Origin of the sequence: Pectinatus cerevisiiphilus, assembly GCF_004341685.1 — a bacterium.
GTDB classification, from domain to species: domain Bacteria; phylum Bacillota; class Negativicutes; order Selenomonadales; family Selenomonadaceae; genus Pectinatus; species Pectinatus cerevisiiphilus.
The window spans coordinates 17,908-34,772 of record NZ_SMAA01000014.1; the positions used below are offsets into that span (position 1 = coordinate 17,908).

Genomic DNA, 16,865 nt, shown 5'->3' on the forward strand with positions numbered 1-16,865 from the left:
GCCACCTCATGCCACCTCTATATAGAAAGTCCTCTATAGGGACAAAAAATTTTAACTATATAGAGAGATTATAGGTAGGGCCGGCATGAGGTGGCACAGCTTAGAACAATGGAGGCACTTATGCGAGAAACACTGATAGAGCAAAAGCTGGTTAAAGACACTAAAGCGGCAGGAGGGATAGCACTGAAGTTTACGTCTCCTGGATTTGATGGGATGCCAGACCGTGTCCTCTTGTTTCCAGATGGCAGGCTGTGCTTTGTCGAGGTAAAAGCACCTGGGAAAAAGCCTAGGCCTTTGCAGCTTGCAAGACATAAGCTATTGCGGCGGCTTGGCTTTAAGGTCTATGTGCTGGATGCCGCAGAGCAGATTGGAGGGATACTGGATGATATTCAAGCCACATGATTACCAGAAATATGCAATACGATACATCGAGGAGCATGAGGTCACAGCGCTTCTTCTGGACATGGGCCTCGGCAAGACGATTATCACGCTGACAGCCATTAATGACCTCATCAATGACAGCTTTGAAGTCAGGAAAGTGCTTATTATTGCACCACTTAGAGTGGCTAGAGACACGTGGCCTGCAGAAATCAAGAAATGGGAGCACCTTAGGCACCTGACTGCAGCCGTTGTTGTCGGCAGCTTGGCAGAGCGCAAAGCTGCGCTGTCCAAGAAGGCAGACCTATACATCATCAACCGGGAGAACGTCCAGTGGCTCATTGAGAAAAGCGGCTGTCGTTTTGACTTCGATATGGTGGTCATTGATGAGCTTTCGTCCTTCAAGAATCATCAGGCTAAGCGATTCAAGTCCTTGATGAAAAAGCGTCCTGGAATAAAGCGCATCGTTGGACTTACTGGCACACCAAGCTCCAATGGCTTGATGGATTTGTGGGCTGAGTTTCGCCTGTTGGATATGGGAGAGCGCCTGGGAAGATTCATCAGCCAGTATCGGAGCAACTACTTCAGGCCAGATAAGATGAACGGACAGGTCGTGTTTTCCTACAAGCTGCTGCCGGGAGCAGAGAAGCAGCTTTATGAGCGGATAGCAGACATCACCATCTCCATGAAATGCACGGATCATCTGGTGATGCCGGAGCTCATCAGCACAGAATGCCAAGTACAGCTCTCGGATACAGAGCGCAAGCGATACGACGAGTTGAAGAAAGACCTCGTGCTGCAGCTACCGGATGGAGAGATTACCGCTGCCAATGCCGCAGCACTTACAGGAAAGCTGGTACAGATGGCCAACGGAGCAGTTTACAGCGATGATGGTAGCACGATGGAAATTCATGACCGCAAGCTTGATGCCTTGGAGGACTTGATTGAAGCCGCCAACGGCAAGCCTGTTCTTGTAGCGTATTGGTTCAAGCATGACCTAGAGCGCATCAAAGCAAGGTTCGATGTGCGAGAGATAAAAAGCACCGCTGACATAGCCGACTGGAATGCGGAGAAGATTCCGGTGGCATTGATCCATCCGGCATCCGCTGGACATGGACTCAACCTGCAGGCTGGCGGCAGTACGCTTATCTGGTTTGGACTTACTTGGTCACTGGAGCTTTATCAGCAGACGAATGCCAGACTGTGGCGGCAGGGACAGACAGCAGAGACCGTGGTCATACAGCACATCGTGGCTAAGGATACCGTTGATGAACATATCATGAAAGCCCTGGCTAAGAAGAATACAACACAACGTGCTTTGATGGATGCCGTCGAAGCAGAATTGGAGGATATATGAATGAGTATGAACAGCTTGCCAATGCCATCGTCTTGCAGGCGGTGAAGGACTACCGACAGGCAAGGAAAAAGAAAGATTCAGCAGAGCTGATTCCGCTGGTAACATTCTTTCGGTCGAAGTGGTTTGCCGTGCTGACCAATGTGGATGGTCGGCTCTTGGAGCAGAGACTCAAGGAGGAATGTCGATGAACGCTAAGGAATATCTGAGCCAAGCATACCTTGTGGATCATCGCATTGATAGTAAGCTAGAGCAGCTGTCGGAACTCAAAGACCTGTCTGAGAAGGCTACCGCTACCATTTCTGATATGCCAGGAAGTGCCACCAGAAATGTGCATCGGTTAGAAGATGTCATAGCTAATATGATTGACCTCCAGAATGAAATCAACGATGACATAGATGGTTTGGTGAATCTGAAGCGAGAAATCATGCAGCAGATAAAGACCGTGCCTAGCCCGGAGTACCAGCTGATTCTGGAACGCAGGTACATGTCCTATAAACCATGGGAGCAGATAGCTGTGGAGATTGGTTACAGCCTGCATTACCTGTACAAGATGCACAGTGCAGCGCTCCAATCCTTCGATGAGGTCAGGAAAAAAACGCAGATTTTGAAATTGGATACTAAATGATAGAGATTGATACCTGCCAAGTATGATATAGTTAGAGTAGCAAAAATATAAAACATCGAGCCTTCATAGGAGCAATCCTTTGAGGGCTTTTCTTATGCCCGGAAAGAGGTGGTCAGCGTGCCGAAGAGACCAAAGAAACCCTGTGCGTATCCTGGCTGCCCAAGACTGACGGATGAACGCTACTGCGAGGAACATAAAAAGCTCGCTGTCAAACAATACGATAAGTACGGTCGTAGCCCTGAAGTCAAGAAAAGATATGGCTGGCAGTGGCAGAAGGTCAGGCGTGCATTCCTCGCCAAGCATCCGCTCTGCGAGATGTGCGAGAAGGAGCATCGGCTGACGAAAGCTACCGAGGTTCATCACATCCTGCCGCTGTCTGCTGGCGGGACAAGTGACGAGGACAACCTCATGCCGCTGTGCAAAGTCTGCCATTCCAGGATCACAGCAAAGACTGGCGGCAGATGGTCAAGGGGAGGGGGAGGTAAAATCTCCCAAAGCCCGCGAAGCTAGACCGGACATAGGGTCACGCGCACAAAAATTGGGAATCAAACGGGGGATTAACCCCATTGGAGGTGATGGCATGGCGAAAGACGGTACGAATCGCGGCGGCAGGCGCGCACGGTCTGGCGTGAAATCTGGTGCGCTGGCAGACAAGATAGCTGCCGGGAAGGCAGCAACCGTGCTTGACCTTCCCGTTGTCGAACTGCAGGGTACAGACCTTGGAGAAGCCGCTGACCTGCAAGGGGAGGATATGCCGAATCCCAGTGACTATCTGTCAGCCAGGCAGCGTGATGGCAGCCCGCTCGGCGCAGATGAAATCTTCAGGGAAATATGGCAGTGGCTGAAAGAGCGCGGCTGTGAGAGACTGGTAAATCCACGTCTGTTGGAAAGCTATGCGCAGGCCTTTGCTCGTTTTATCCAGTGTGAAGATGCCATCAGCACCTATGGCCTGCTGGGGAAGCATCCGACAACCGGCGGTGTGATCACCAGCCCGTTTGTGCAGATGAGCCAAAGTTTTCAAAAGCAGGCGAATATGCTGTGGTATGAGATTTTTGATATCGTCAAGCAGAACTGCACGGCATCATTTACGGACAATCCGCAGGATGACATGATGGAACGGCTGCTTCGTGGGCGCAGAAAATAAGCAAATGAATCTGCAGCAGGTGTGTTTCCTGTGATGATTAGGAGGTGTAAATATTGGGAAAAACTACGACACAAATGAAAATGGTGTCCATCAATAAATTAGTGCCCTATGTGAATAATGCACGGACACATTCCAAAGAACAGATTGCCAAGCTCCGTGGGAGCCTTCGGGAATTCGGGTTCATCAATCCAGTCATTATCGATAAGGATTACGGTATCATTGCTGGACACGGAAGAGTATTGGCTGCCAAAGAAGAAAACATGGATCAGGTTCCCTGCGTATTGGTAGATTATCTTACGGCAGCACAGAAAAAGGCATACATCCTGGCAGATAATCGTTTTGCCATGGATGCAGGCTGGGATGAGGAAATGCTGCGGGTCGAGATTGAGTCCCTGCAGGGAGAGGACTTCGATATATCTCTCACAGGCTTTGACGAAAAAGAATTGGCAGACTTGTTTGGGGCAGGCAGTGATGCGAAAGAAGATGATTTCGATGTGGATGCGGAATTGCAGAATCCTTGCTTTTCCCGGGATGGAGATATCTGGCATTTGGGAAAGCATAAGGTTATCTGTGGGGATTCCACCTTGCCGGAAACTTATCAGCGGCTGTTAGGCGATACAAAGGCAAATCTGGTTTGCACGGATCCACCGTATCTGGTGAATCTTGAGAGTGCATCCGGGAAAATAAAAAATGATGATCTCAGTGATGAGGAAGGATACAAATTCCTTCATAAGGCATTCTCGTCTATGCATGACAGCATGGCGAAGGATGCCTCTATTTATGTGTTCTATGCGACATCCAAGGCCCGCGTTTTCCATGATGCCTATGAGGACGCGGGCTTCAAGGTCGGTGCCGGACTTGTCTGGAAGAAGAATCGGCTGGTGCTGACCCGTACCGATTGGAAGTATATCCATGAGCCTATCATCTGGGGATGGCGCAAAGACGGACGGCATCGCTGGTATGGCAATCAGAAGCAGACCACGGTGTTCGAGTTTGACCGCATCAAGAATTCCAAGGAAGATGGCTGCGGGCATCCGTCCAGCAAGCCAGTGCCGCTCCTGGCATATCTTATCCAGCAATGTACACAGACCAATGGGCTGGTGCTGGACGGATTCCTTGGTTCAGCATCCACGCTGATTGCTTGCGAGCAGCTGGAGCGAATCTGTTATGGCATCGAATTGGAACCTAAATTCGTCGACGTAGCAGTCAAGCGTTATATTGAACTGAAAGAAGGGGTGGATGATGATGTATTTGTAGAGCGCGATGGCAGGAAGATTGCTTATAACGATTTGCCAAAACCGAAGGAGGAATGAACAATGCGTGTATTTTTGAACCCGGGGCATGATCGGGAACGCGACAGCGGGGCTGTCAATCCTGTCAGCGGACTTCGGGAGTGTGATGTCGCGGCTGGCATTGGTGAACTGGTGAAAGGGTATCTGGAAACAGCTGGCTGTGAGGTGCAGCTGCTCCAAAGCGACAATCTTGCGGGAGAAACACCGGAACTGCCCTGCGTGGTGGATACAGCGAATGGCTGGCCGGCCGATGTTTTTGTTTCGCTTCACTGCAATGCCGCTAGTGGCAGCGCGCAAGGGACAGAAACGCTGATCTATGCGGATGGCGGTGAATCAGCGCAGCTTGCGGACTGCATCCAGTCGCAGATTATTGCCAGCCTTGGCACTATCGACCGTGGTCTCAAGGAACGTCCGGATCTGATTGTCCTGAACAGCACGGACATGCCAGCGGTCTTGGTGGAAATGGCGTTTGTGGATAATGAGGAAGATGCGCAGCTCCTGACAGACAGGGCTGACGAATTTGCCCGGGCAATCGCTCGCGGCATCACAGATTTTGAAGGGGGAAATGAATGATGGATATTGAGAACATCAAGAACGAACTGAAGGAACATGTACTGGATTCGGTAAAGGACGAAGCCAAGGCGGCAACGATGTCCTGGCTGAAGGACAAGATCCTGCCAGCGGCAAAAGAGATTGCTGAAACTTACACAGCGGCTTTGAAAGAATCTGCTGCCAGTGAGACGGGGTGGAATAAGTTCCGTGATACCGTATTCCTGCCGACCTTGGTCGATGGGGCGTTCTGGCTCTTTGATAAGGTGCTGGAAAAGATGGTGGCTGTCCCTGCGGTAAAAGAAAGTGCTTAAGCTGGGCAGCCTGTTTTCCGGCATTGCGTACTTTGCGGAAAAGAATCATGGAGAATCCACATAAATCCCTTGCTATATCTGCTGGTTAGAGTGATATATGTACATGGGAAAAGAAAAAACGAAAGGGGACTTTACCATGAAAATCATATATCATGCACAAGCAGGGAATCGCAAGGCACTGGCTGATGCCATCAGCCGTATTACCGGGGCGAGAAAGGTGTACAAGGGAATTCCAAGCTACGCTTACGAAATCGATTCTTTCACCATCGACCGTGAGGGTAACCTCAACTTCGATGACCGGACAGACAGCGAGGAAGTTGAGAATCTTATTGAGAAACTTGCTGGCATGGGCTTTTCTGCCGAGCCAACAGAGAATCAAGCTGAGGCACCGCGGGCATCTGTAGAAACACAGCAGCCTCAAATGATGGGCATCACGATTTCCCTGCCGCAGGAAGGTTTTACGGACACCGCACTGGAGAACCTGCAAAAATTAGTAGCTTCTAAAGCCAGCCTGATTCAGAAAGCTTTTGGCAGAACCAGCCTGCCTATCGAAGTCAAAGAAACGCAGATTGATTTTCCCTGGCTGGATGGCACGGAAGATGCGGATGTGCTGCAGGCGCGTACTGCTTTCATCGCGGCGCTTTGCCGGACTGCGAAAAACCAGAAGCGGGTCACGGCTAAGGAAAAGCTGGTGGAAAACGAGAAATATGCCTTTCGGTGTTTCCTCCTGCGTCTGGGCTTCATTGGCAGGGAATATGCGAAAGAAAGGAAAATCCTGCTGGGAAACCTCAGCGGGTCAGCGGCATTCAAGGGAGGGGCGAAACATGAAGTTTCCCAATAAAGAGCGGGTTGAACTGCTCCGGCGGCAATATACAGCCGGGACACGGGTGGAACTTTTGCGGATGGAAGATATGCAGGCACCGCCAGCAGGGACGAAGGGAACCGTATATGGAGTCGATGATACCGGCTCCATTCTGGTTCATTGGGATAATGGGTCCGGACTCAATGTCATTTATGGGGTTGACCGCTGCCAGATATGCCGGAATGAGGGGAAATGAGCATGGACGAGAAAATAAAAGAACAGATTCTGGCAATCCGGGAAACTGCATTGACGAATATGTTCGATATCCAGCAGGTGAAATGCCTGGCCTGCGAGAGTGACTATGATGAACTGGCTGTTTTCATTGAAAGAGAGCCTGCCCAATATCTGCATTTCATCCTCACGGGAGAGTAAAAAAGTTTGTGTATACTTGTCCGGAATCGCTTGCTATATGTGCCTTTCAGAGTGATATATAGACATACCGAAAGGGAAAACACAGCAAGCGAAAGCGAGGATGAGGAACATGAAAACACAGACATTCGGTATTGAGATGGAACTCACGGGGATTACGCGCACGGAGGCAGTGAAAACCATTGCCGCTTATTTCGGCACCCACTGCACTTACATCGGCGGGGCTTATTACGCTCATGAAGCCACGGATCGCCAAGGCCGGAGATGGCAGGCCATGCGGGATTCCAGTATCCGGGCGCAGAAAAAATCCTTTGATGGGCAGAAAGTCAGCGCCGGAGATGATTACAAAACTGAGGTGGTCAGCCCAATCCTTCATTACGAGGATATTGAAGATGTGCAGGAACTGGTGCGGCAGCTCAGAAAGAAAGGGGCTTTTGCCAACAGTTCCTGCGGCATTCATATCCATATCGGCGCGGAACGCTTCACGCCGCAGACCTTGCGGAACATCGTGAACATTATCGCCAGCAAAGAGGACATCCTTTACCGAGCCTTGAAAGTTGACGGCAATCGGCTGGGTTACTGCAAAAAGACGAATGCGGATCTTCTGCGAATCATCAACCAGCAGAAACCGAGAACCATGGCGAAACTGGCCGACATCTGGTATCGCGAGGATCCCTGCGGACGCAATCAGCATTACAACAGCACCCGCTATCATGGGCTGAACCTGCATGCGACTTTCACCAAGGGGACAGTCGAGTTTCGGCTTTTCAACGGCACAACCCATGCCGGCGAGATAAAAGCCTACATCCAATTTTGCCTGGCAGTTACGCATCAGGCCCTCAGCCAAAAGAAGGCAACCTGCCGCAAGACGGTGACGGATAACGAAAAGTACGCTTTCCGGTGCTGGATGCTGCGGCTGGGGCTTATCGGAGAAGAATTCAAGACCTGCCGATTTCATTTCCTTAAATATCTGACCGGAAACAGCGCATGGCGAAGCGGACGGGCTGCTTGAAAGACATAGCCACAGGCACACCAAGAGAGCGGGACAGCCGCTCTTGCGGTGGTAGAAGGACAAACCTTCGGGAAAGGATGCGATTGCAATGAAGAGAAAAATTTATGTGGCCTATGGGAGCAACATGGACTTGGCGCAGATGGCGTACCGCTGCCCACAGGCCAAGCTTTTAGGAAAGGGTTTGATGAAGGATTGGCAGCTGCTTTTCAAAGGCTCACAGACGGGATCGTACGCGACTATCGAGCAAGCCGGAAATCATGAGGTGCCAGTGCTGCTGTGGGAAATCTCCAGGTCAGATGAGGCAAGGCTGAACGTCTACGAAGGATATCCAAAGTTCTATTACAAGAAAACTGTGCAGGTCAAGACGGAAAATGGCCTAGTGACTGGCATGGTCTATATCATGCACGAGGAGCGAGAGACAGGCATCCCTTCGGCAGAATATTATGATGTGCTGGAACAGGCATATAAGGAATTTGGTTTCGACTTGAAAATTTTACAGGAAGCCTGTCGGGTAAGCCATGATAAGAGTCGGCAGAATATGTAAATCGGTTCGTTCTGGGTGGTTCACTTTTCAGTAGCGGCTGGCTCAGTTATTCAATAGCGGAGCGGCTCACAATTTCGATAGCGGGCAGGCCATTTTTTCATTGACATTCACAATAAAAATAGCGGGATATCCTCAGAAATCGCTTGCTATATATGTGCTTCAGAGTGATATATAGACATACCGAAAGGGAAAAGTACATCAAGCGAAACGGAGGAAAAGACAATGTGGACAGTAGGAAAAATTGATGGATTCGATTTTGAGGTCAAGCATTTTGAAGAGGGTTCAGGATTTGGAATCGATGAGGGAAGGATTTCCAGGCTTTTCCTTAGCAAGGCGGGCAGGATTTATGTGAGTTATGAGCGCGGCTGGGAGGTGCGTCCGACAGGGAAACGTGCGAAATGTGCTTATGAGAAACTTCTGAAGAAATTCAACTGAGAAAACACAGCAGCAGTCCTTGAAGGGGCTGTTGCTCGTTATAGCGAAATTTTGAGGGCTGCTGAAAAACGGCAGTCTTTTTTATTGGGGTGATAACAGATGATGCGTAAACTGGAAAACTATAAGCCAACGCAATTTATGGCAGAGGACTCGAAGTATAGTAAGGCAGCGGCAGATTATGCCGTGGATTTTATTGAATGCCTGTGTCATACCAAGGGTACCTGGGCCGGGAAGCCATTTGAACTGATTGACTGGCAGGAGCGTATCATCCGTGACTTGTTCGGTGTACTGAAACCTAACGGATATAGACAGTTTAATATTGCCTATATCGAGATTCCAAAAAAAATGGGGAAAAGTGAGTTGGCGGCAGCGATTGCGCTGCTTCTCTGCTGCGGAGATGGGGAGGAACGTGCCGAGGTTTATGGATGTGCAGCAGATCGGCAGCAGGCGGGTATCGTTTTCGATGTGGCGGCAGATATGATCCGTATGTGTCCGGCATTGGCAAAACGAGTGAAACTCCTGGCATCGACTAAGCGTATCGTTTATTTGCCAACCAACAGCTTCTATCAGGTGCTTTCGGCAGAAGCCTATTCCAAGCATGGATTCAACGTGCATGGGGTTGTCTTTGATGAACTTCATTCTCAGCCAAATAGAAAATTGTTTGATGTTATGACAAAAGGATCTGGTGATGCCAGAATGCAGCCATTATATTTTTTGATTACTACTGCCGGAACAGATACCCATAGTATCTGCTATGAGACACATCAGAAAGCATTGGATATTATTGAAGGACGAAAGATTGACCAGACTTTTTATCCAGTGATATACGGAGCCAAAGAAGATGAAGATTGGACAAATCCAAAGGTGTGGGCAAAAGCTAATCCGTCTTTGGGCATTACGGTGGGGATAGATAAAGTAAAGGCCGCCTGCGATTCCGCACGGCAAAATCCTGCCGAGGAAAATTCGTTTCGCCAGCTCCGCTTAAACCAATGGGTAAAGCAGGCAATCCGTTGGATGCCGATGGAAAAATGGGATGCCTGTGCTTTTACCGTCAATGAGGATGATTTGGAAGGAAGAATCTGCTATGGTGGACTAGACCTTTCATCTACCACAGATATAACTGCCTTTGTTTTAGTCTTTCCGCCGATTGACGATGATGACAAATTCCATGTGCTGCCGTATTTTTGGATACCGGAGGATAATATCGACCTTCGAGTGCGGCGTGACCATGTGCCGTATGACCTCTGGGAGAGGCAGGGAAAGCTCATGACCACCGAGGGCAATGTGGTGCATTATGGTTACATCGAGAAATTCATTGAGCGCCTTAACGAGCGATACAATATCCGAGAGATTGCTTTCGACCGCTGGGGCGCAGTGCAGATGGTACAGAATCTTGAGGGAATGGGCTTCACGGTTGTACCGTTCGGTCAGGGCTTTAAGGATATGAACCCGCCAACTAAGGAGTTGATGAAGCTGACGCTGGAGCAGCGCATCGCCCATGGCGGGCAGCCAGTTCTCAGGTGGATGATGGATAACATTTTCATCAAGACAGATCCGGCTGGCAATATCAAGCCGGACAAAGAAAAATCCACAGAGAAGATTGACGGTGTTGTGGCCACGATAATGGCATTAGACCGTGCAATTCGCTGTGGACTTGATTCTGGGGAAAGCGTCTATGATGGACGCGGGATTTTACTGATTTAGGCAATCGAAATTGTTTTAATGATTTTTAATCTTGCAGGAGAATTAAGCTCGTAACAAGCAGCTGACGAAAAGAATTTGGAGTTAGTAAGACGTTTTGATTTTACCGGAGTATATCCAAATGGTTCAAGTACAATTTTTTGTAAAGTACCTATCGCCTGTTTTGTTGCATCATCTGTTAAATTTATCCCGCAGGATGGGTTGTTTAATACGTAATCTTCAATCTTGCTTACATTTGCAGAAAGTGCGGGCCTATTTACTTCAGAGATATCGATAGCCGAAATTAAAGATTCATCGGTATTAAGGATATTAAAAATAGCCTTAAACGAAGGATTATCCTTTAATTCATTTTTTATTCTGTTGGCATCTAAAACTTGATTAAAGGTGGTTTTGAGGGATTGAATTGTTGTATCCATAACTAAACATCTCCTTTTAAATATTTAAATATAAATGTGTTAAATTACATCTTATAAACTTATAATAACACATGTAAAATTACATGTCAAGGAGGGGTTATATGAATTTTTTCAGTAAGCTTTTTCATTCAAGAGATAAGCCGCAGAACTACATCAGCAGTCACCTGTCGTTCCTGTTTGGTCAGACAGCGGCTGGGCAGAAGGTCAATGAGTGCACGGCAATGCAGGTGACTGCAGTCTATGCCTGCGTCAGAATCTTGGCGGAGGCGATTGCTGGTTTGCCACTTTCAGTCTATCGCTATACGGAATCCGGCAGCAAAGAGAAGGTGCTGGAGCACCCGCTGTACAAGCTCCTACACGATGAGCCGAATCCGGAAATGACTAGCTTTATTTTCCGTGAGACCATGATGAGCCATCTGCTTTTATGGGGTAATGCCTATGCGCAGATTATCCGTGATGGCAGAGGGCAGGTCGTGGGGCTTTATCCACTGCTTCCCAGCAAGATGGATGTAGGCAGGGCGGCAGACGGCAGACTAGTCTACAGCTATGAACGCAGCATGGATGAGTTTGGCAGCAGCAAAAAGAGTGAGCGCATAGAGCTAAGGCGTGAGGATGTACTGCATATTCCAGGACTTTCCTTTGATGGTCTTATCGGCTATAGTCCAATTGCCATGGCGAAAAATGCCATCGGTATGGCGCTTGCCACCGAGTCTTATGGTTCGACCTTCTTTGCCAATGGTGCTACGCCGGGCGGTGTCCTGGAGCATCCAGGAGTGGTGAAAGACCCAGCACACCTCAGGGAAAGCTGGCATGCCCAGTTCTCAGGTAAGAACAGCCATAACGTAGCGGTACTCGAGGAAGGCATGACTTTTCATCCGATGTCCATACCGCCGGAAGAAGCGCAGTTCTTAGAGACTAGGAAGTTCCAGATTGATGAGATTGCCCGTATCTTCAGAGTGCCGCCGCATATGGTCGGTGACCTTGAGAAATCGAGCTTTTCTAATATTGAACAGCAGTCTTTGGAATTTGTGAAATATACCTTGGATCCTTGGGTGGTTCGTTGGGAGCAGGCTATGCACCAGGCATTATTATTGCCGAGTGAAAAGCCGGCTCTTTTCTTTAAGTTTAATGTGGATGGACTGCTTCGCGGTGACTACCAAAGCCGCATGAACGGCTATGCCGTTGGGAGGCAGAATGGCTGGTTATCTGCAAATGACATTCGTGAGCTCGAGAACATGAACCATATCAGCGAGGAAGAAGGAGGAAATCTGTATCTTATCAATGGAAATATGACCAAACTCAAGGATGCCGGCTTATTTGCCGGCAGTAATGGAGGAGAAATAAATGAAACGTAAATTTTGGAATTGGGTGCGCGATGCCGATACCGGTGCGCGTACTTTGGTGTTAAACGGCGAAATCTCAGAGAGCACCTGGTTTGGCGATGAGGTTACACCGGGTATTTTTCGAGATGAGCTGTGTTCCTGTGAGGGAGATATCACAGTATGGATAAACTCACCGGGCGGTGATTGTTTTGCCGCAGCACAGATTTATAATATGCTGATGAATTACAAAGGAAACGTCAAGGTGCGTATTGATGGCTTGGCGGCATCTGCGGCATCGGTCATTGCGATGGCTGGCAACACTGTCGAGATGTCTCCAGTGGCCATGCTGATGATCCATAACCCAGCAACCGTTTCTATTGGTGATGAACACGAGATGAAAAAGGCCATAGATATGCTCTCTGAGGTCAAGGAAAGCATCATAAATGCCTACGAAATAAAAACCGGCATGGGACGTGGCAAAATTTCAAACCTTATGGATGCCGAAAGCTGGATGAACGCCAAGAAAGCTGTGGAGCTTGGCTTTGCCGATAGCATCATGTTTGCTGATGATGAAAAGGATGATGGCACGGAAATCGAAGCCATGATGTTTTCAAGAGCTGCTGTCACCAATTCATTTCTCAGCAAGTTCAAGACAGAAAAACAGTCAGATAACCGTATTGATGCAGAGTCGCTAAATAAGCGGCTCTTTTTAATTGCACACTAAATTTAGGAGGAATAATACATGGATAAGATTTTAGCAATGAGAGAAAAAAGAGCGAAGGCATGGGAGGATACCAAATACTTTCTGGATACGCACACGGATGCAGATGGCAAGCTTTCTGCCGAGGATGCGGTTGCCTATGACAAGATGGAGGCAGAGGTTGTGGAACTTGGCAAGGATATCGAACGCCTTGAGCGTCAGGCGGTGCTTGATGCCAAGCTTAGTCAGGCTACCACGGCACCAATCACGAATCAGCCGGGTGAAAAGGCGAAGACGGGCAGGGCGAGTGATGTCTATAAGGAGGCAATGCTCAAAGCACTTCGCACCAACTTCCGCCAGGTAGAAAATGTTCTGCAGGAGGGCATTGATGCCCAGGGCGGTTACCTCGTACCGGAGGAGTACGACCGCCGGCTTATTGATGTGTTGATCGAGGAAAACATCATGCGCAGTCTTGCGACACATATCACGACCAGCGGGGAACATAAAATCAATATCGCAGCTACCAAGCCGGCGGCATCCTGGATTGAAGAGGGCGGTGCACTGTCCTTCGGTGAGGCAACCTTCGACCAGATTATCATGGACGCACACAAGCTTCATGTTGCCATCAAGGTCACAGAGGAGCTGCTCTACGATAATGCCTTCAACCTTGAAAGCTATATCATTGACCAGTTTGGCAAGGCAATCGGCAATGCTGAAGAGGATGCCTTCCTTAATGGTGACGGCAAGAGCAAGCCACTGGGACTGTTCCCTAGTGCGACTGTAGGGGTTACAACCTCCACGGTAAGCGTAACGGCTGACGATATCATCAACCTAATTTATGCTCTAAAGCGTCCATACCGCAAGAGCGCCTCCTTTATTACAAACGACCAGACGCTGGCGGTTATCCGTAAGCTCAAGGACAATAACGGCGCATATCTCTGGCAGCCGTCCTATCAGGCAGGCGAGCCGGACAGAATCCTCGGCTATGCGATTCATACCTCGGCTTATGTGCCGACTATTGCTGTTGGACAGGCGGTTATGTCCTTTGGTGACTACAGCTACTACAATATCGGTGATCGCGGCAGCCGTTCCCTGCAGGAACTCAAGGAGCTTTTTGCCGGCAATGGCATGATTGGTTATGTCATGAAGGAACGTGTGGATGGCAAGCTGATTCTCCCAGAGGCAGTACAGCTTCTCAAAATGAAGGGAACGGCATCGGCGTAAGTGGCGCCTTGTGATTTGGAAAGCGAGGTATTTTCTATGATTGTAGAAATCACAGAAACGAAAACCTATCTTCGGGTGGATGGGGATTACGATGATGCCCTCATCAAAGGGCTGATGCTGGCGGGGCAGGAAATCTGCCTTGGTATTCTTCGCGTTGAGGAATCCGAGGCAGATGCTAAAAATGAGCAGCTTAGGACAGCAATCTTCTATGCGGTGTCGTATCTCTATGAACACCGCGAAGAAGCTGATCATGCGGCCTTGGTTAGAACCTTGAAGGCGCTGCTATCCAGTATTCGGAAGGAGGCATTCTGATGCGGATTGGAAAAATGAATCGGCGGATAACTCTGTTGAAGCCAGTCCGAGAAGATGACGAGTATGGCGGGGCAAAGACCGTCTATATTTCTACCTGCACACTTTGGGCGGAGTTTCTTCGGCCGAATTTCCGAGAGCAGACGCTTGAGGGAGTTGGCTCAGCGGTTATTCTTACGCAGGGCATAAGGCTGCGGCCTATAGAGGTAGAAAAGGAATGGCGCGTTGAGTGCGGGGAGCGTTTATATAACGTGCTACATGTGGATGCCTCAGTTCCCAGCGAAATCATCCTCACAACGCAGGAGGTGGAGCGTTGATGGCTAGAAAGTTTTGGGTGCATACCAATAGAAATACAGAAATCACGGCTGCAGTTACGAATATCGCCCACTATAGCGAGTCTGTGCAAAGAGAAATCAAAAAGAGCATTCAGGAGAGCACCAAGGCTGTGTTTGATGGAGCAATAAAGCGTGTGCCGGTACAGACTGGTGAGCTGCAGCGTTCTATGAAGATGCGCTTTGGCCGCGACCAGCTTTCTGGCTTTGTATCGGCAAATGCACCACATGCTCATCTGGTGGAGTTTGGTGCAAGTGCCGCCTACATTGAGCCGAAGAAAAAGAAGGCGCTAAAGTTCAATGGCCGCTATGCCAGCCACGTGTTAATTAAAGCACGTAAAGCACATCCTTTTTTGCGTCCGGCGGCGGATGATGAAAAAGGAAGGCTGGAGAAAAGAATCACGGAGGCGATAGAGCATGGGCGTCATTAAACAGCGGGTGCCGATACTTGCGATGCAGAAGGTATTGGTGAAGCTCTTGAAGGCTGGGCAGACGTATCCTGTCTATGATGATGTAGAGCGTCATGCAAAGCTCCCGTATATCACCATTGGAGCAATAAATGCCAAGCCTAATGGGGCAAAACACACCGCCATCTATGATGTGTCGGTGCAGCTGCATTTTTGGTCAGAGTACCAAGGAAAGCGCGAAGTCAATCTGATGATGAATGATGTAGCAACCGTTCTGACCTATGTAAAGCTGGATATGTCTGGCGATGGCTTTCGGGCAATCGCGCAGGAGATAGATTTCTATGAGGTCTTTGCTGAAGAAGAGCAGGGCTATCATGGAGTCATTACGTTAATAATCAAAATACAGGATATGGAGTGTGAAACAATATGACAACAACCCTAGAAAACATTACACTGCCGAGCAATCCGGATATCAGTGCAGCCGAGGTCGGCAAGGACTTTCTGCTGTACGTCAATACCGGCACGATGGCTCTGCCCGAGTGGCAGATGATTGGCGGACAGCGAAATTCCGGCCTGTCGCGTCAGGCAGAAAGCATTGATGTATCGCATAAGACCAGCGGCGGCTGGTCAGCAACGAAAGCCGGACTTCGCTCCTGGAGCATAGACCTTTCCGGACTTGTACTTTTGCAGGACATCGGTGTCAGAGCACTGTCGACTGCCTTTGAGAGCAGCAAGGATGTGCATCTGAAGCTTGCGTATCCGGATCGTTCGTACCGTACCGGCTGGGCATCGGTTACAGAGTTCAGCATCGATATTCCGCATGATGGTGCGGCAACACTTACAGGTAAGCTTTCCGGTAACGGAGCACTTACGGCTCTAACGAAAGCAGCAAATGGAACGGAGGGTATTGACGGATGAAAAAGGACATAGTATTTAAGATCTGCGGTAAGGATACCGCAATTTCCTACAACATTTTACGGCTTTCTAAATTCGAGAAGGCTATCGGCCAGAGCCTGTTCTTTGTGATGAGTGCTGGCGGGGTGCTCAAGGCGATGGACATCAATTTCACGCTGGCGGGTCTTGCTTACGGCCTAAAGAATGAGCTGACTATCGCCGAGGCGGCGGAGCTGGTGCAAAAGCACTGCGATGAGGGTGGACTCCTGGATGACATCAATGATGCCATCTACAGAGCTATTGTGGCCTCCGGACTTTTTATCAAAACGGACGCAGGGGAAACGGTGAAGGAGACCAAGTAACCTCTTTTGCGTCCTGGATAGATAGAGCTGAGTCCGTTGCCTATGGTGCGTTATCCTTAAAACCTCGAGAGTTTGAGGATTTGCAGCCAAGCGAGTTTTACAAGTTAATCAAGGGCTATGAGGAGCGGCGTGACAGTGAAAATACTGTCGCGTCGTATTTCGTAGCAAATCTAATGAATTTATTTGGGAAGTCCCTCAGGGAAAACATCACGATAGAAAAACTCATGAAGCCGATAAGGTTTGGTGAGGCGGTTTCTAAGGATACAAGAAAAGCAGATGAGGAATATTTGAAAGCAAAATTCAAGCTGGGGAGGTGA

At 49.0% G+C, this 16,865-nt stretch carries 27 protein-coding genes; 26 read left to right on the top strand and 1 reads right to left on the bottom strand.

Annotation, left to right across the window (positions count from 1 at the left end; all coding sequences use genetic code 11):
- Positions 1-120: 120 nt before the first annotated feature.
- From EDC37_RS09225 to EDC37_RS09300, 16 genes are all read left to right on the top strand, one after another.
- Complete coding sequence (locus EDC37_RS09225) at positions 121-402, top strand: VRR-NUC domain-containing protein (protein WP_132550640.1); 282 nt, start codon at positions 121-123, stop codon at positions 400-402.
- Positions 383-1,735, top strand: coding sequence for a DEAD/DEAH box helicase (locus EDC37_RS09230; protein ID WP_132550642.1), 1,353 nt, complete (start codon positions 383-385; stop codon positions 1,733-1,735). Before EDC37_RS09225 ends, EDC37_RS09230 begins: the two co-directional genes overlap by 20 nt.
- The gene (locus tag EDC37_RS09235) at positions 1,732-1,923 is read left to right on the top strand and encodes a hypothetical protein (RefSeq protein WP_132550644.1); all 192 of its coding nucleotides are present in this window, start codon (positions 1,732-1,734) and stop codon (positions 1,921-1,923) included. The genes EDC37_RS09230 and EDC37_RS09235 overlap by 4 nt, the downstream gene beginning before the upstream one ends.
- Positions 1,920-2,360 (top strand): DUF1492 domain-containing protein, encoded by a 441-nt coding sequence (locus EDC37_RS09240; RefSeq protein ID WP_132550646.1) that lies wholly within the window; start codon positions 1,920-1,922, stop codon positions 2,358-2,360. The genes EDC37_RS09235 and EDC37_RS09240 overlap by 4 nt, the downstream gene beginning before the upstream one ends.
- Positions 2,361-2,675: 315 nt before the next feature.
- A complete protein-coding gene (locus EDC37_RS12685; RefSeq protein ID WP_414153137.1) occupies positions 2,676-2,870 on the top strand; it encodes an HNH endonuclease in 195 nt (64 codons plus the stop codon).
- 70 nt (positions 2,871-2,940) lie between these two features.
- The gene (locus EDC37_RS09250; RefSeq protein ID WP_132550650.1) at positions 2,941-3,504 is read left to right on the top strand and encodes a P27 family phage terminase small subunit; all 564 of its coding nucleotides are present in this window, start codon (positions 2,941-2,943) and stop codon (positions 3,502-3,504) included.
- 53 nt (positions 3,505-3,557) lie between these two features.
- A complete protein-coding gene (locus tag EDC37_RS09255; RefSeq protein ID WP_132550652.1) occupies positions 3,558-4,817 on the top strand; it encodes a site-specific DNA-methyltransferase in 1,260 nt (419 codons plus the stop codon).
- Positions 4,818-4,820: 3 nt separating this feature from the next.
- Entirely contained in the window at positions 4,821-5,369 is a 549-nt protein-coding gene (locus EDC37_RS09260; RefSeq protein ID WP_132550654.1) for an N-acetylmuramoyl-L-alanine amidase family protein, read from the top strand.
- A complete protein-coding gene (locus tag EDC37_RS09265) occupies positions 5,369-5,659 on the top strand; it encodes a prevent-host-death protein (RefSeq protein ID WP_132550744.1) in 291 nt (96 codons plus the stop codon). The genes EDC37_RS09260 and EDC37_RS09265 overlap by 1 nt, the downstream gene beginning before the upstream one ends.
- A 103-nt stretch (positions 5,660-5,762) precedes the next feature.
- Entirely contained in the window at positions 5,763-6,500 is a 738-nt protein-coding gene (locus tag EDC37_RS09270) for a virulence protein (RefSeq protein WP_196589877.1), read from the top strand.
- Positions 6,484-6,717 (top strand): DUF4314 domain-containing protein, encoded by a 234-nt coding sequence (locus EDC37_RS09275; protein WP_132550656.1) that lies wholly within the window; start codon positions 6,484-6,486, stop codon positions 6,715-6,717. The genes EDC37_RS09270 and EDC37_RS09275 overlap by 17 nt, the downstream gene beginning before the upstream one ends.
- Positions 6,714-6,893: a DUF5049 domain-containing protein gene (locus tag EDC37_RS09280; protein ID WP_330998880.1), complete on the top strand. Its 180-nt coding sequence runs from the start codon at positions 6,714-6,716 to the stop codon at positions 6,891-6,893. Before EDC37_RS09275 ends, EDC37_RS09280 begins: the two co-directional genes overlap by 4 nt.
- 109 nt (positions 6,894-7,002) lie before the next feature.
- Positions 7,003-7,902, top strand: coding sequence for an amidoligase family protein (locus tag EDC37_RS09285; protein ID WP_132550658.1), 900 nt, complete (start codon positions 7,003-7,005; stop codon positions 7,900-7,902).
- A gap of 88 nt (positions 7,903-7,990) precedes the next feature.
- Positions 7,991-8,446, top strand: a complete 456-nt coding sequence (locus EDC37_RS09290) for a gamma-glutamylcyclotransferase family protein (RefSeq protein ID WP_132550660.1) — start codon at positions 7,991-7,993, stop codon at positions 8,444-8,446.
- Between the two features lie 222 nt (positions 8,447-8,668).
- Entirely contained in the window at positions 8,669-8,881 is a 213-nt protein-coding gene (locus EDC37_RS09295) for a DUF7678 domain-containing protein (protein ID WP_132550662.1), read from the top strand.
- 102 nt (positions 8,882-8,983) lie between these two features.
- On the top strand, positions 8,984-10,585 hold the full coding sequence (locus tag EDC37_RS09300; RefSeq protein WP_132550750.1) for a terminase large subunit: 1,602 nt from the start codon (positions 8,984-8,986) through the stop codon (positions 10,583-10,585).
- On the opposite strand, the gene EDC37_RS09305 is transcribed toward EDC37_RS09300, so the two are convergent.
- On the bottom strand, positions 10,582-10,998 hold the full coding sequence (locus tag EDC37_RS09305) for a hypothetical protein (protein ID WP_132550664.1): 417 nt from the start codon (positions 10,996-10,998) through the stop codon (positions 10,582-10,584). The genes EDC37_RS09300 and EDC37_RS09305 overlap by 4 nt on opposite strands.
- 101 nt (positions 10,999-11,099) lie before the next feature.
- On the opposite strand from EDC37_RS09305, the gene EDC37_RS09310 reads away from it, so the two are divergent.
- The 10 genes from EDC37_RS09310 (at position 11,100) to EDC37_RS09355 (ending at position 16,865) form a co-directional block, all read left to right on the top strand.
- Entirely contained in the window at positions 11,100-12,353 is a 1,254-nt protein-coding gene (locus tag EDC37_RS09310; protein ID WP_132550666.1) for a phage portal protein, read from the top strand.
- A complete protein-coding gene (locus tag EDC37_RS09315) occupies positions 12,343-13,044 on the top strand; it encodes a head maturation protease, ClpP-related (RefSeq protein ID WP_132550668.1) in 702 nt (233 codons plus the stop codon). The genes EDC37_RS09310 and EDC37_RS09315 overlap by 11 nt, the downstream gene beginning before the upstream one ends.
- Before the next feature lie 18 nt (positions 13,045-13,062).
- Positions 13,063-14,244, top strand: a complete 1,182-nt coding sequence (locus EDC37_RS09320; protein WP_132550670.1) for a phage major capsid protein — start codon at positions 13,063-13,065, stop codon at positions 14,242-14,244.
- A 36-nt stretch (positions 14,245-14,280) separates the two neighbouring features.
- Complete coding sequence (locus EDC37_RS09325) at positions 14,281-14,556, top strand: head-tail connector protein (RefSeq protein ID WP_132550672.1); 276 nt, start codon at positions 14,281-14,283, stop codon at positions 14,554-14,556.
- Positions 14,556-14,870, top strand: a complete 315-nt coding sequence (locus EDC37_RS09330; RefSeq protein WP_132550674.1) for a head-tail adaptor protein — start codon at positions 14,556-14,558, stop codon at positions 14,868-14,870. Before EDC37_RS09325 ends, EDC37_RS09330 begins: the two co-directional genes overlap by 1 nt.
- Positions 14,870-15,316, top strand: a complete 447-nt coding sequence (locus tag EDC37_RS09335; RefSeq protein WP_231040083.1) for an HK97 gp10 family phage protein — start codon at positions 14,870-14,872, stop codon at positions 15,314-15,316. The genes EDC37_RS09330 and EDC37_RS09335 overlap by 1 nt, the downstream gene beginning before the upstream one ends.
- A complete protein-coding gene (locus EDC37_RS09340; RefSeq protein WP_132550678.1) occupies positions 15,303-15,722 on the top strand; it encodes a DUF3168 domain-containing protein in 420 nt (139 codons plus the stop codon). Before EDC37_RS09335 ends, EDC37_RS09340 begins: the two co-directional genes overlap by 14 nt.
- Positions 15,719-16,210: a phage tail tube protein gene (locus tag EDC37_RS09345; protein WP_132550680.1), complete on the top strand. Its 492-nt coding sequence runs from the start codon at positions 15,719-15,721 to the stop codon at positions 16,208-16,210. The genes EDC37_RS09340 and EDC37_RS09345 overlap by 4 nt, the downstream gene beginning before the upstream one ends.
- On the top strand, positions 16,207-16,548 hold the full coding sequence (locus EDC37_RS09350; protein ID WP_132550682.1) for a hypothetical protein: 342 nt from the start codon (positions 16,207-16,209) through the stop codon (positions 16,546-16,548). The genes EDC37_RS09345 and EDC37_RS09350 overlap by 4 nt, the downstream gene beginning before the upstream one ends.
- Positions 16,549-16,628: 80 nt before the next feature.
- Positions 16,629-16,865 carry a hypothetical protein gene (locus EDC37_RS09355; RefSeq protein WP_132550684.1) on the top strand — a complete coding sequence of 79 codons (237 nt, stop codon included), beginning with the start codon at positions 16,629-16,631 and terminating at the stop codon, positions 16,863-16,865.

Bases quoted from the DNA above. Each gene is read 5' to 3' on its own strand.
- EDC37_RS09280 (WP_330998880.1), top strand. From the start codon at position 6,714: ATGAGCATGGACGAGAAAATAAAAGAACAGATTCTGGCAATCCGGGAA.
- EDC37_RS09350 (WP_132550682.1), top strand. From the start codon at position 16,207: ATGAAAAAGGACATAGTATTTAAGATCTGCGGTAAGGATACCGCAATT.
- EDC37_RS09330 (WP_132550674.1), top strand. From the start codon at position 14,556: ATGCGGATTGGAAAAATGAATCGGCGGATAACTCTGTTGAAGCCAGTC.
- EDC37_RS09325 (WP_132550672.1), top strand. From the start codon at position 14,281: ATGATTGTAGAAATCACAGAAACGAAAACCTATCTTCGGGTGGATGGG.
- EDC37_RS09275 (WP_132550656.1), top strand. From the start codon at position 6,484: ATGAAGTTTCCCAATAAAGAGCGGGTTGAACTGCTCCGGCGGCAATAT.
- EDC37_RS09260 (WP_132550654.1), top strand. From the start codon at position 4,821: ATGCGTGTATTTTTGAACCCGGGGCATGATCGGGAACGCGACAGCGGG.
- EDC37_RS09345 (WP_132550680.1), top strand. From the start codon at position 15,719: ATGACAACAACCCTAGAAAACATTACACTGCCGAGCAATCCGGATATC.
- EDC37_RS09295 (WP_132550662.1), top strand. From the start codon at position 8,669: ATGTGGACAGTAGGAAAAATTGATGGATTCGATTTTGAGGTCAAGCAT.
- EDC37_RS09315 (WP_132550668.1), top strand. From the start codon at position 12,343: ATGAAACGTAAATTTTGGAATTGGGTGCGCGATGCCGATACCGGTGCG.
- EDC37_RS09340 (WP_132550678.1), top strand. From the start codon at position 15,303: ATGGGCGTCATTAAACAGCGGGTGCCGATACTTGCGATGCAGAAGGTA.
- EDC37_RS09250 (WP_132550650.1), top strand. From the start codon at position 2,941: ATGGCGAAAGACGGTACGAATCGCGGCGGCAGGCGCGCACGGTCTGGC.
- EDC37_RS09225 (WP_132550640.1), top strand. From the start codon at position 121: ATGCGAGAAACACTGATAGAGCAAAAGCTGGTTAAAGACACTAAAGCG.
- EDC37_RS09270 (WP_196589877.1), top strand. From the start codon at position 5,763: ATGGGAAAAGAAAAAACGAAAGGGGACTTTACCATGAAAATCATATAT.
- EDC37_RS09305 (WP_132550664.1), bottom strand. From the start codon at position 10,998: ATGGATACAACAATTCAATCCCTCAAAACCACCTTTAATCAAGTTTTA.
- EDC37_RS09235 (WP_132550644.1), top strand. From the start codon at position 1,732: ATGAATGAGTATGAACAGCTTGCCAATGCCATCGTCTTGCAGGCGGTG.
- EDC37_RS09285 (WP_132550658.1), top strand. From the start codon at position 7,003: ATGAAAACACAGACATTCGGTATTGAGATGGAACTCACGGGGATTACG.
- EDC37_RS09335 (WP_231040083.1), top strand. From the start codon at position 14,870: ATGGCTAGAAAGTTTTGGGTGCATACCAATAGAAATACAGAAATCACG.
- EDC37_RS12685 (WP_414153137.1), top strand. From the start codon at position 2,676: ATGTGCGAGAAGGAGCATCGGCTGACGAAAGCTACCGAGGTTCATCAC.
- EDC37_RS09310 (WP_132550666.1), top strand. From the start codon at position 11,100: ATGAATTTTTTCAGTAAGCTTTTTCATTCAAGAGATAAGCCGCAGAAC.
- EDC37_RS09240 (WP_132550646.1), top strand. From the start codon at position 1,920: ATGAACGCTAAGGAATATCTGAGCCAAGCATACCTTGTGGATCATCGC.
- EDC37_RS09300 (WP_132550750.1), top strand. From the start codon at position 8,984: ATGCGTAAACTGGAAAACTATAAGCCAACGCAATTTATGGCAGAGGAC.
- EDC37_RS09230 (WP_132550642.1), top strand. From the start codon at position 383: ATGATATTCAAGCCACATGATTACCAGAAATATGCAATACGATACATC.
- EDC37_RS09265 (WP_132550744.1), top strand. From the start codon at position 5,369: ATGGATATTGAGAACATCAAGAACGAACTGAAGGAACATGTACTGGAT.
- EDC37_RS09320 (WP_132550670.1), top strand. From the start codon at position 13,063: ATGGATAAGATTTTAGCAATGAGAGAAAAAAGAGCGAAGGCATGGGAG.
- EDC37_RS09290 (WP_132550660.1), top strand. From the start codon at position 7,991: ATGAAGAGAAAAATTTATGTGGCCTATGGGAGCAACATGGACTTGGCG.